Source organism: Thermotoga petrophila RKU-1 (assembly GCF_000016785.1).
GTDB classification, from domain to species: Bacteria; Thermotogota; Thermotogae; order Thermotogales; family Thermotogaceae; genus Thermotoga; species Thermotoga petrophila.
The window spans coordinates 1,513,537-1,525,227 of sequence record NC_009486.1 but is presented as its reverse complement, the minus strand read 5'-3'; the positions used below and the strand labels follow the sequence as shown (position 1 = coordinate 1,525,227).

12 protein-coding genes and 1 tRNA gene are annotated in these 11,691 nt (G+C 48.7%); 6 read left to right on the top strand and 7 right to left on the bottom strand.

Going from position 1 to position 11,691, the window contains the following annotated elements:
- Genes TPET_RS07860 through TPET_RS07850 form a run of 3 tightly spaced genes read right to left on the bottom strand, consistent with a single transcriptional unit; the run spans position 1 to position 2,947 of the window.
- Positions 1-798, bottom strand: a complete 798-nt coding sequence (locus TPET_RS07860; protein ID WP_011943960.1) for a carbohydrate ABC transporter permease — start codon at positions 796-798, stop codon at positions 1-3.
- Entirely contained in the window at positions 795-1,640 is an 846-nt protein-coding gene (locus TPET_RS07855) for a carbohydrate ABC transporter permease (RefSeq protein WP_011943959.1), read from the bottom strand. Before TPET_RS07855 ends, TPET_RS07860 begins: the two co-directional genes overlap by 4 nt.
- A 44-nt stretch (positions 1,641-1,684) precedes the next feature.
- Positions 1,685-2,947, bottom strand: coding sequence for an ABC transporter substrate-binding protein (locus TPET_RS07850; RefSeq protein ID WP_048810887.1), 1,263 nt, complete (start codon positions 2,945-2,947; stop codon positions 1,685-1,687).
- Positions 2,948-3,102: 155 nt separating this feature from the next.
- On the opposite strand from TPET_RS07850, the gene TPET_RS07845 reads away from it, so the two are divergent.
- Entirely contained in the window at positions 3,103-4,170 is a 1,068-nt protein-coding gene (locus tag TPET_RS07845; RefSeq protein ID WP_004080040.1) for a radical SAM protein, read from the top strand.
- A 4-nt stretch (positions 4,171-4,174) separates the two neighbouring features.
- On the opposite strand, the gene TPET_RS07840 is transcribed toward TPET_RS07845, so the two are convergent.
- Genes TPET_RS07840 through TPET_RS09540 form a run of 4 tightly spaced genes read right to left on the bottom strand, consistent with a single transcriptional unit; the run spans position 4,175 to position 8,006 of the window.
- Complete coding sequence (locus tag TPET_RS07840) at positions 4,175-6,121, bottom strand: ATP-dependent helicase (protein ID WP_011943957.1); 1,947 nt, start codon at positions 6,119-6,121, stop codon at positions 4,175-4,177.
- Positions 6,122-6,130: 9 nt separating this feature from the next.
- Positions 6,131-6,499: a divergent PAP2 family protein gene (locus TPET_RS07835; RefSeq protein ID WP_011943956.1), complete on the bottom strand. Its 369-nt coding sequence runs from the start codon at positions 6,497-6,499 to the stop codon at positions 6,131-6,133.
- Positions 6,492-7,574 (bottom strand): redox-regulated ATPase YchF, encoded by a 1,083-nt coding sequence (ychF, locus tag TPET_RS07830; RefSeq protein WP_012311200.1) that lies wholly within the window; start codon positions 7,572-7,574, stop codon positions 6,492-6,494. The genes TPET_RS07835 and ychF overlap by 8 nt, the downstream gene beginning before the upstream one ends.
- Positions 7,575-7,583: 9 nt before the next feature.
- Entirely contained in the window at positions 7,584-8,006 is a 423-nt protein-coding gene (locus TPET_RS09540; protein WP_011943954.1) for a hypothetical protein, read from the bottom strand.
- A 126-nt stretch (positions 8,007-8,132) separates the two neighbouring features.
- Here TPET_RS09540 and TPET_RS07820 point away from each other — a divergent pair.
- The 5 genes from TPET_RS07820 (at position 8,133) to purL (ending at position 11,689) form a co-directional block, all read left to right on the top strand.
- A tRNA-Pro gene (locus TPET_RS07820) sits at positions 8,133-8,209 on the top strand.
- 114 nt (positions 8,210-8,323) lie between these two features.
- Entirely contained in the window at positions 8,324-9,016 is a 693-nt protein-coding gene (locus TPET_RS07815; protein ID WP_011943953.1) for a phosphoribosylaminoimidazolesuccinocarboxamide synthase, read from the top strand.
- On the top strand, positions 8,992-9,240 hold the full coding sequence (purS, locus tag TPET_RS07810) for a phosphoribosylformylglycinamidine synthase subunit PurS (RefSeq protein ID WP_004080026.1): 249 nt from the start codon (positions 8,992-8,994) through the stop codon (positions 9,238-9,240). Before TPET_RS07815 ends, purS begins: the two co-directional genes overlap by 25 nt.
- Complete coding sequence (gene purQ / locus TPET_RS07805; RefSeq protein WP_011943952.1) at positions 9,237-9,878, top strand: phosphoribosylformylglycinamidine synthase subunit PurQ; 642 nt, start codon at positions 9,237-9,239, stop codon at positions 9,876-9,878. Before purS ends, purQ begins: the two co-directional genes overlap by 4 nt.
- The gene (purL, locus tag TPET_RS07800; RefSeq protein WP_148186823.1) at positions 9,878-11,689 is read left to right on the top strand and encodes a phosphoribosylformylglycinamidine synthase subunit PurL; all 1,812 of its coding nucleotides are present in this window, start codon (positions 9,878-9,880) and stop codon (positions 11,687-11,689) included. The genes purQ and purL overlap by 1 nt, the downstream gene beginning before the upstream one ends.
- Positions 11,690-11,691 lie beyond the last annotated feature (2 nt).

The window sequence follows — 11,691 nt, the reverse complement described above, 5'->3', positions numbered from 1 at the left end:
TCATTTCAGGGTGATCCCCCACATGCTCACAAGGTATTTTCTTATGAAGAATATAAAGATCATCGCAGGAACGGCCATGATCGTTCCCGCAGCGAACTTGAAGTAGTCCGGTGAGGCCATAGCGGTGTTCAGAATGTGTGCTGGAAGCGTTCTGTTCGTGAGTGTGAGGATCGAAGAAGCGAAGACTTCGTTCCAGGACATGATGAAGGCGAATATGGCGGATGCGGCGAGTCCAGGAAGAGCAAGAGGCAACGTGATCCTTATGAACGCCTGGAATCTGCTGAGGCCGAAAACCATCCCCGCTTCTTCGTATTCGACAGAAATTCCGGAGAAAACACTGGATGTGATGAGGACGACGAACGGCAGTATCATGGAAGCGTGAGCCAGTGCCACACCGAGCGTGGTGTCCGCGAGGTTGAACCTCATGTAGAGAACCACAAGAGGTACCGCCACCACAATCAACGGAATCGATCTCGTCATGAGCATGGAAAGTCTGATGATGTTCTTTCCCGGAAACACGTACCTTGTGAGGGCGTATCCAGCTGGAAGTCCCAGCAGGAAAGAGATCCCTATCGAGATGAGTGCCACCTGCACACTGACCAGAGTGGCTTTCCCACCCCCGAGGGTGACGAACAGCTTGTAGAGATGTTCCAGTGTGAGACTGCTTGGAAAGATCCTGCTGGGATTGTAGTAATCCGAGGACGGTGTTAGAGACGCAAGAACAATGAAGAACACCGGCGTCAGAAACCACAGGGAAATGATCACCGAAAGAAAAACAATGAAGAACCTCTTCATCATCGTGCCCCCTCCAGATGTTTTGCACTGAGGAAGGTGATGTAGAACCAGCTGACCACGATGGTGACAAGGGCGATCACGAGAGCGTACGCACTGGCCATCTTCGGGTCGTTCATGAAGGTGTACCAGTAGTAGGTCTCACCAGCGAGAACGGGAATATCCCTTCCCGCAAGAAGCCACACCACACCGAATATCTGGAACGCGAAGAGAGTTCTCAGAAGGAGCGCTGACATGATCGATGGTTTCAGGAGTGGAAGTATGATCTTTGTGAATTTCTTCCATCTTGAAAAACCGAAGAGATCTGCCGCTTCCAGATACTCTTTGTTTATCGACTGAAGACCCGCCAGTAGAATGATGAAAACAAGGGGAGTAGCCCTCCACACCTCCGTGAGGACGATCACCCAGAATTCTCTTGCCTTGAACATGTATCCAAAGAAATAGATGGGTCTTTCTATCAGATGCAAATTCATGAAAATTTTGTTGAGATACCCGTTCGGAGAAAATATAGTGTAACTCATGAGCGCCGCTGTAACATCACTCAGAGCCAATGGAATCGCTATGAAGTAAAGTACCGTCGTGTAACCTCTGAATCTCTGATTGACAAAAAGAGCGAGTCCCAGTGCGAGTATGAGTTGAAGGGGGACGATCACCGCTGTGAGAAGAAGGGTGTTTTTCATGGCGTTCCAGAAACCACCACTCTCCACAAGGCGCTTGAAATTTCCAAGAAAACCTTCATCGCTTGTAAAAGCGAGTCTGAACGTTTCGAAGAGAGGATATCCCATCAACAAAACGAGATAAAGAACGGCTGGAAGGATCAAAAGAAAAGAAATCCATTTCCCTCTCATGATGCACCCCCGGAAAAGGGGTGGGGATCCCCACCCCGGTATTATCAGAAGAGGCTCGCGTCGGGTTCTGGAAGTTCCGCTCCGGATTCTTTGAACAGCTGTCTGATTCGCTCACCGAGTTCCTTCACTACCTTCGCTGGGTCTTCACCTTGGAAGACGATCCTCGTGAAGGCCATCCTGTAGGTTTCGGTGAACTCTCCGCTCTTTGATCCAAGACTCGGTATGAAGGAAACGACGGAGTCCTTCGTGGCAGACTGATTTATCACACCTTCCGCGAGCACCCTGAGGGCACCTTCTGGCACGGCACCGACAGCCTCCTGAACCACAGGGAAGAAACCGACGTTCTTGAGGATTTCAACCTGCATCTCCGGAGAAGTGAGGAAGTCTATCACTTTCGCGGGTTCCTCGAAATCCGCTCCCTTCGGTATGGCAAGACCCACAAGCACTATGATGTACCCTCTACCCATCGGCCCTCTTGGGACCGGTACAACAACGAAATCGTTAGGCTTTTCAACGATCGCGGGTTTGAGTCTTGCAGTGTGATCCCAGGCGATCCAGACTTCTTCTCTCAGGAGAGGATCGGCCATCCCGTCCCAGGTGGAGCTTGCCGGATGTACGTATTTGAAGAGCTCCTTCAGATAGTTCCACATTTCAACGGCCCTCACACTGTCGAACTTCAGAGCCTGCGCTCCCGTGAAGGATGGATAGATGTAGCCGTGGAGGAACCTGTGCCAGAGTCCCTTCGGTCCGATCGGGAAGCCAAGAAGGGGTTGTTTCGTCTTCTCATAGATGTTCTTTGCCCACTCGAGCAGAGCGTCGTAAGTCCACTTCTCCGTCCCCCTGATGACGTCTTCTTTCGAAAGACCGCGCGGCAGGTAGTCAAACGCCTTTTTGTTAACGGCCATCACGTAAGTTGCCTGGAGCCAGGGAATGAACACCTTTTCACCTTTCACATAAGCGAACTTCTCAAGCGTCTCGATGAAGGTTTTTCCTTCGAATTTGAGATCCTTGAGATCGCTCAGAAATCCTTCGGAAGCCATTATGTAGAGGTTTCCCTGGAGGTCTGCAATCAGGTTCAGCGTATTTTTACCGGCTCTGATCTCCGCCTGGAGCCTGCTGTAGAGCTGTGGATACTCGAAGTTGAGAAACTCCACACCGATACCGGTCTTCTTCGAGAATTCCACGAGTTTGTTGAGCATGAACTCCCTCTCAGCAGCGGGCGTCATCTGTGTGGATGCGAAGTTCACCTTTCCGAACATGAGACCCGCAACGATCAGAAGAACCATGAAAAACAACCACTTTCTCACCTTGAACACCCCCTTGAAAAGATTTTTCAAAATTGGATATGTGATAGAAAATTTTCTACATCCATATCATAATAAAAAATTGCTCCCTTTGTCAAGAGGTGTTAACATAAAAGGGATATTCGTCCTTTTGAACACTCTATGGAGGGTTTTTCAAGATGGGAGTCTGCAGGATTTGTGGTCTTTCACTTGATGAGATCAGCGATTCGATAGGTGTCTGCCTGGAGTGCCTGAGAAAGGGGAATCTGGATTTTGCAAGGAAGGCCCACAGAAAATGGAGGGAAGAGATCGGTCTTCCCGTTGAAAGGTGGGCTCGTGAAGAAGGAAAGGTGTGTTTCCTCTGCGTCAATTCGTGCGTGATACCGGAAGGGAAAACAGGATTTTGCGGCGTTCTCAGAAACGAAGGAGGCAGGCTCTCCTATATAACAGGCTCTCACAGGAAGGCCTTCCTTCACTGGTACTACGATCCCCATCCAACGAACTGCGTCGCACTACCTATCTGTCCGGAAAGAGAACACAGGGGCTTTTACAATTTCGCAGTCTTCTTCGCAGGATGCAACCTCGACTGCCTCTTCTGTCAGAACATAGATCACAAGTACATGGTGAAAGACGGAAGGATATCCGAAGGAAAGATCGTGGACATCGACGAACTCGTTGAGATAGCTATGAAACCACGCGTCTCCTGTGTGTGCTTTTTCGGGGGAGATCCCACTCCCTGGACTGTGTTTGCACTGGAGTTTGCCGTGAAGCTGGGAAATCGCCGAAGGATCTGCTGGGAAACGAATGGTCTTGCTCATCCCAGGATCATGGAGAGGATGGCCAGAGTCAGTCTTGAAAGTGGTGGCATAGTCAAGATAGACTGGAAGGCCTTTTCACCGGAGGTTTATGAAGCGCTGACCGGAGTTGACGGGAAGAGTGCCGTTAGAAGAATCATGGAGAACGTGCAGCTGGTTTCCTCCATGGGTAAGGGAAGAGAAATACCACTTCTTGTTATCAGTGTTCTTGTAATACCTCACTACATCGACGAAAAGGAAATAGAAGGAATCGCAGGGTTCATTTCATCGGTGGATCCAGAAATTCCCCTTGTTCTCCTTGCGTTCGCTCCTCAGCACCTGATGAGCGATCTTCCAACCACCAGAAAACATCACATGGAGAGAGTGAAACAGAAGGCACTCGAAAAGGGTCTGAAGAGGGTGTTCGTGGAGAACGTTTGGCTTCTGAGCTAAAGTCTCATTTCACTTCCCAAAACTCGACGAGTTCAAGCGGTATTCTGTCAATGAAATTCTCTCCGCTTCTCATGATGAACCTGTTTCCGCGGTATGGGTAGGAGGTTCCGGTGACCTGGTAGGAAATATACAGCTGTTCCTTTGCTCTTGTTATGGCAACGTAGAAGATCCTCTCTTCCTCATCGAGATTCCCTTCGGATATCGCGAAATAATTCGGAAAGTCTCCGGGATTCACAGAGATGACAAAAACGACTCTCCACTCGAGCCCTTTTGCCTGATGAACGGTGGTGAGAGTGACCTTTCCCTCTTTTTGAGAGATTTCTCTTTCTATTTCAACGTTTTCCGTCACAGCAAGATCCGTCAGGAAGGATTCGAGACTTGTGTAGCGAGACGCTATTTCAACGAGCCTTTCCAGATCCATCTCCCTTTCACGGAAATCAGGATACCTCGCTTCCAGATATTCGGAATAAAAAGAAGACAGGACGCGCTCTATCATTTCCCCAGGAGAATCGAGCTTTCTGATCTGATCGAGAATATCGATAAACCTGCTGTACTCACCACTGAAACTCACTTTCTTCAGTTCCTGGAAGGGATCCAGACCTTCTTCCACGTAAGCGCTGGCGAGATCCGCTATCTTCGAAGCCGTTCTGTCACCGATCCCGTAGAAGAGCTTTGCAGTCCTCAACCATGCGGATTTGTCCCTTGGATTTTGAACGATTCTGAGAAAAGAAAGAACGTCCTTCACGTGGGCGCTCTCGGTGAATCTGGGACCAGACAACACACGGAAATCTATTCTACTTCGAACGAGTTCCATCTGAAGCTCCAGAGAGTGCGAATGTGATCTGTAGAGAACTGCGATTTCTTCTGGTTTGAACCCTTCTTCTATTAACTCGAGAATCCTCTGAGACACGAACCGCGCTTCTTCGTATCTATCCCAGGTCTTGACAACAACAGGTTTCATACCATCCTTCTTTACCGGCTTCAGTTCTTTTGGAACGGATTTTTTCGGAAGCATGGCGTTTATGAATTTCACAATACTTTCCGTGCTTCTGTAGTTCGTCTGGATCTTGAAGATTTTTGTTCCGGATACCTTTATGAAATCTTCAACGTTTTCGTACCTTGCCCCTCGAAAGGAGTAAATACTCTGGGCATCGTCTCCAACCGCCAGGACGTTGCCGTGTTTCGACGATAGGTGTTCCACTATCCTGTACTGAACGTAGTTGGTATCCTGGAACTCATCAACGAGTACCCAAAGGAATCTTTCCGCCTCTCGATCTCTTATTTCTTTGTTCTCTTCTAAGAGTCTGTAAGCGTAGAAGAGAAGGTCTTCGTAGTCCACCACATTTTGAGAGCGTTTTTCCTGTTCGTAGAGATCGAAGATCTCCGAGATTTCTTCTTTCAAGTCCAGAAACTTTGGATTCTTCACTACGATACTTTCCCTCAAAGATTTGAGAGTATTTTTCATATAAGAATATATAGCCATCAAAACAGAAGGCTGGGGGAAGTTTTTTCTCTCTTCTTTACTCTTTCTTTCGAGGTACTTGCTTCTTGCATGCCTCATGAGGCTCTCCGCGTCTTCTCTGTCCAGGATAGAGTAATTTCGTTCCAAACCCACGTAAGGTGCGTACTTTCTCAAAAAGTAGTTGCACACATGGTGGAACGTTCCGGCGAGCATCTCAGAAAGCTCTCTTCCGGTCACCGTCTTCGCTCTCTCTACCATTTCCCGCGCCGCTGCTCTGGTGAACGTGACCAGAAGAATCCTGGAAGGATCCACACCGTTCGCCAGAAGATAGGCGATCTTGTACGTGATAACCCGGGTTTTCCCAGACCCCGGGCCTGCTATTACAATGCATCTTCCCTCTGATTCAACGACTGCTTTTCTCTGTTCCTCATCCAGATCTTCCAGAAAAGAAAGATTCGCTTCCTTGGGCCTTATCCGGTATTCTTTCATCTCTTCACCTCACCAAAGATGGAGCCGCGCGGGGAAAATGTGGGCGATGAGCATTCCGAGTCCAAGGCCAGCGAGCGCCTCCAGAAAGTTGTGCCCCAGATCCTTCTTCACAGCCGGTCTCAGAACGATGGCATCCATGAATATGATTACAAGGAGAATGGCAGCGATGGAAGTGTAGGGAGAGTCGAATCCCGTGCTTCGGGCGAGTGACCACGCAAGGCCAGAGACGGTGGCCACATGACCGCTGGGCATACCACCGTAGCTCTTCAGCATCTTCACGTCTCTTTTGATCAGAAACTTTATGAACTGAGCCGTCAGGAAAGAAATAACAGCCGTGGTGAACGGCGTGCTCCGAAAAATCTTCCAGACGTCAAGCACGGAATAGGAAATGGATCACATCCCCCTCTCTTACAATGTAATCTTTTCCATGTGTTTCCACAGCTCCGGCTTCACGTGCTTTTTTCAGAGAACCAAATTCCACGTATCTTTCGAAAGGAATAACTTCGGCCTTTATGAACCCTTTCTGTATATCTGAATGAATCAAACCCGCCGCTTCATAGGCAGTGGATCCTTTCTTTATAGTCCAGCTTCTCGCCTCATTCTGCGTCGCTGTCAAAAATCTTATAAGGTTCAGAAGTTTCAAAACCTTCTCGAAAAACTCCCTCCTTTTGTCACCGAAAAGGTTGTACTCTCTCCTGAAAACTTCCGCCTCTTCTTCCGGGAGAAATTTCAATTCTTCTTCGAGCTTCACGTTTATTATAATGTATTCCTCGTCCTTTTCTTTGACGATTTCTTCTATCAGTTTTCTTTTTTCTTCGTCCAATTCATCGACGTTGAAAACCAGTATCTGAGGTTTATCTGTGAGGAGGAAGAGGGATTCGATCACCTCTTCCTCGAATCTGTCGTGCCTTGGAAATTTCGAGGCCTTTTTACCCTGAGAGAGAAACTCCCGAAGATTCTGGAGGAGTTCTACCTCTCTCTTTGCTTCCTTGTCTCCCGTTCTTGCAACTTTCATCCGCTTTTCGAGACGCTTTTGAACAGTTTCGAGATCCTTGAGTATGAGCTCGGTTTCGACTATTTCTATGTCTCTTTTTGGATCCACGTTCTGATACGGATGAGAAACTCTTCCGTCTTCAAAAAGACGGACGACATGGGCTATAACATCCACCTTGCTTATGTGGTCAAGGAACTGATTTCCAAGTCCTTCTCCTTTGCTGGCTCCCTTGACGAGTCCCGCTATGTCCACAACCTCCACGAAAGGATGAACCACCTTTTTCGATCCTTCGTTCTTCGCGAGGAGCTCTATCCTTTCATCCGGCACAACGAAAATCCCCACGTTCGGTTCAATCGTGCAAAAAGGAAAACTTTCCGCAGGTACGCTGTTGTCGGTCAGGAAGTTGAAAAAGGAAGATTTCCCCGCGTTGGGAAGACCTACTATTCCCACCCTCTCCAAAGTATCACCTCAGTATTCATCTTCTTCGTCAAAGAAATCTTCTTCCTCGTCGAAGAAATCCTCTTCGTTGAAAAGATCAAAATCTTCATCCTCATCGTATTCATCTTCTTCTTCCTCGAACTCCTGTTCAGTTTCCGTCTGATGAATGGACAGGGGCTTTCTTGGATCAAGCATGCCGTCGAACACTTTCCTCTCCTTGCCGTTGACTACAAGGTATCCTTCCGCTTTGGCAGGTTTTCCATAGGCAGTGATCACCATCATGATGAGATCTTCATCCACATCGTAACCCGGTTCTGACTCGATCACCAGAGCGTTGTCGTAGTAGAGTTTGTTCTTTACCTCGCTGGCTTGCTTTTGGATTTTACCGTTGTTGAGAATCTCCTTTGCAGCCTCTTCACTGATATGGATCCTGAGGATATACCTGAAGTCCACGCTCTTCACTCCCCTGAGAAATTTTTTTACGCTCTTCGAATTATACAGGAGAAGTTTTAAAAGTCAAGGGTTCGATCGGTAAACGATTGCCCGGTGCAAAATCATATGTTATAATACCAGAGGCTACGGGGAGTAGCTCAGACGGCCAGAGCGCCAGAATCGGGATCTGGAGGTCGCGGGTTCAAGTCCCGCCTCCCCGACCAGGGACGGGAGCAAGGGCTCCCGCTTTTCTGTTTTTTTCAAAGTGTTTACCTCCGATGTAATTTTCATTCATGATTGAAGTATAGAATTTTCAAAAAGGGCGGGGAGGCGAGCGTGTGAATTACGAAGGAAAGACAAAAATTGTTAAGGTCACCGACGACTATGCCCTGCTCGAGTTCAAAGACGATATAACCGCTGGTGACGGATTGAAGCACGATGTTCTAACGGGCAAAGGATCCATCTGCGCAGAAACAACTGCTATCCTCATGAAATATCTCTCCGAGAAAGGTATCAAAACCCACCTCGTTGAATACATCCCCCCTCGAACACTGAAAGTCATTCCTCTGAAAATGTTCCCTCTCGAAGTGGTCGTGAGATTGAAAAAGGCAGGATCTTTCGTGAGAAGGTACGGTGGAGTTGAAGGGGAAGACCTTCCAGTTCCTCTCGTTGAGTTCTTCATAAAAGACGACGAAAGACACGATCCAATGGTCTGTGTTGATCATCTCGAAATACTCGGCATCGCAACAAGGGAACAAGCTGAAAAAATGAAAGAAGCGGCGGTGAAGGCCACTCTTGCTCTCAAAGAGTTTTTTGAAAGGGCGAATTTCGAGCTCTGGGATATAAAGTACGAGTTTGGCCTAGACAAAGATGGAAACGTCGTTCTCGGTGACGAAATCTCTCCCGACACGTTCAGATTGAGAAAGAAGGGTGAAATCTTCGATAAAGATGTGTACAGAAGGGATCTTGGTGATCCCTTAAAAAAGTACAGGGAGGTGCTGGAACTTTGCCGCTCTTTAAATTCGCAATAGACGTTCAGTACAGGAGCAACGTGAGGGATCCGCGCGGAGAAACGATCGAACGTGTTCTGAGGGAAGAAAAAGGTCTTCCCGTGAAAAAGTTGAGACTTGGGAAGTCCATCCACCTCGAAGTAGAAGCAGAAAACAAAGAAAAAGCGTACGAAATCGTAAAGAAAGCCTGCGAAGAACTCCTGGTGAACCCGGTTGTTGAGGAATATGAGGTGAGGGAGCTGTGAAGCCCAGAGCTTGTGTAGTGGTCTATCCCGGTTCCAACTGTGACAGAGACGCGTACTACGCTCTGGAAATAAACGGCTTCGAGCCCAGTTACGTCGGGCTGGACGACAAGCTGAACGACTACGAATTGATCATTCTACCTGGAGGATTTTCCTACGGAGACTACCTGAGGCCTGGTGCCGTTGCCGCAAGAGAAAAAATCGCCTTCGAAATAGCAAAAGCCGCTGAAAGAGGAAAGCTGATAATGGGAATATGTAACGGCTTTCAGATTCTCATAGAGATGGGGCTCCTGAGAGGAGCCCTTCTTCAAAATTCGTCTGGAAAGTTCATCTGCAAATGGGTAGATCTGATCGTGGAGAACAACGACACACCGTTCACGAACGCTTTCGAAAAGGGAGAAAAGATAAGAATACCGATAGCACACGGCTTTGGAAGATACGTGAAGATAGATGACGTGAACGTGGTTCTCAGATACGTCGAAGACGTGAACGGCTCAGACGAACGAATAGCGGGTATTCTGAACGAGAGCGGAAACGTCTTCGGTCTCATGCCCCACCCGGAGAGGGCAGTTGAAGAGCTAATAGGCGGAAAAGACGGAAAGAAAGTGTTCCAGTCCATCCTCAACTACTTGAAGAGGTGATGAAATTGAGATATCTGAACATCCTCAGGGAGAAGCTTGGAAGAGAACCCACCTTCGTCGAGCTTCAGGCTTTTTCAGTCATGTGGAGCGAACACTGTGGATACTCCCATACGAAGAAGTACATAAGAAGATTACCGAAAACGGGTTTTGAGGGAAACGCAGGTGTGGTGAACCTGGATGATTACTATTCCATTGCTTTCAAGATAGAGAGCCACAACCACCCGAGTGCGATAGAACCTTACAACGGCGCAGCAACGGGTGTCGGTGGAATCATCAGAGACGTCCTCGCGATGGGAGCACGTCCAACGGTCATATTCGATTCACTCCACATGTCTCGAATCATAGACGGAATCATAGAGGGCATAGCCGATTACGGTAACTCCATAGGCGTTCCAACGGTCGGTGGGGAACTCAGGATCTCTCCTCTCTACGCGCACAATCCCCTTGTGAACGTACTCGCGGCGGGTATTGTGAGAAACACCATGCTGGTCGATTCGAAAGCATCAAAACCGGGACAGGTCATAGTGATCTTCGGAGGAGCCACAGGAAGAGACGGAATCCACGGAGCGTCTTTCGCTTCGGAGGATCTCACAGGGGATAAGGCAACCAAGCTTTCAATCCAAGTTGGTGACCCATTCGCTGAAAAGATGCTCATAGAAGCGTTCCTGGAGATGGTGGAAGAGGGCCTCGTGGAAGGGGCTCAGGATCTGGGAGCGGGCGGTGTGCTGTCCGCAACATCGGAACTCGTGGCAAAGGGGAACCTCGGAGCGATCGTTCATCTGGACCGTGTTCCCCTGAGAGAACCGGATATGGAGCCCTGGGAAATCCTCATAAGTGAAAGCCAGGAAAGAATGGCGGTCGTCACATCACCTCAGAAAGCGAATCGCATTCTGGAAATAGCCAGAAAGCACCTTCTTTTCGGTGATGTCGTTGCCGAGGTGATAGAAGAACCCGTTTACAGGGTGATGTACAGAGACGATCTCGTCATGGAGGTTCCCGTCCAGTTCCTCGCGAACGCCCCAGAAGAAGACATTGTCGAATACAAACCCGGAAAGATCCCAGAGTTCAAAAGGGTGGAATTCGAAGAGGTGAACGCGAGGGAAGTCTTCGAGCAGTACGATCACATGGTCGGAACGGATACTGTGGTGCCACCCGGTTTCGGCGCAGCCGTGATGAGAATAAAGAGAGATGGGGGTTACTCCCTCGTCACACACAGTAGAGCGGATCTGGCTCTTCAGGACACCTACTGGGGAACCTTCATAGCCGTACTCGAGAGCGTGAGAAAGACTCTCAGTGTGGGAGCGGAACCTCTCGCTATAACGAACTGTGTGAACTACGGAGACCCCGATGTTGACCCGGTGGGACTTTCGGCCATGATGACTGCTCTCAAGGATGCCTGTGAATTCTCGGGTGTTCCCGTTGCATCGGGAAACGCTTCTCTCTACAACACGTACCAGGGAAAACCCATTCCACCCACCCTGGTTGTGGGAATGTTGGGGAAGGTGAACCCGCAGAAAGTGGCAAAACCGAAGCCTTCGAAGGTGTTCGCGGTGGGATGGAACGACTTCGAACTCGAAAGGGAAAAAGAACTCTGGAGAGCCATAAGAAAACTCTCAGAAGAAGGTGCTTTCATCCTCTCTTCGTCACAGCTTCTGACGAGAACTCACGTGGAGACTTTCAGAGAGTACGGCTTGAAGATCGAAGTGAAACTGCCAGAAGTGAGGCCGGCGCATCAGATGGTGCTCGTCTTCTCTGAGAGAACTCCCGTAGTCGATGTTCCTGTGAAGGAGATCGGAACGCTCTCGAGGTGATG

What these genes read in the sequence shown, in the direction of transcription:
- TPET_RS07860 (WP_011943960.1), bottom strand. Translation starts at nt 798, where the DNA reads ATGATGAAGAGGTTCTTCATTGTTTTTCTTTCGGTGATCATTTCCCTG.
- TPET_RS07845 (WP_004080040.1), top strand. Translation starts at nt 3,103, where the DNA reads ATGGGAGTCTGCAGGATTTGTGGTCTTTCACTTGATGAGATCAGCGAT.
- purL (WP_148186823.1), top strand. Translation starts at nt 9,878, where the DNA reads ATGAAATTGAGATATCTGAACATCCTCAGGGAGAAGCTTGGAAGAGAA.
- TPET_RS07840 (WP_011943957.1), bottom strand. Translation starts at nt 6,121, where the DNA reads ATGAAAGAATACCGGATAAGGCCCAAGGAAGCGAATCTTTCTTTTCTG.
- TPET_RS07855 (WP_011943959.1), bottom strand. Translation starts at nt 1,640, where the DNA reads ATGAGAGGGAAATGGATTTCTTTTCTTTTGATCCTTCCAGCCGTTCTT.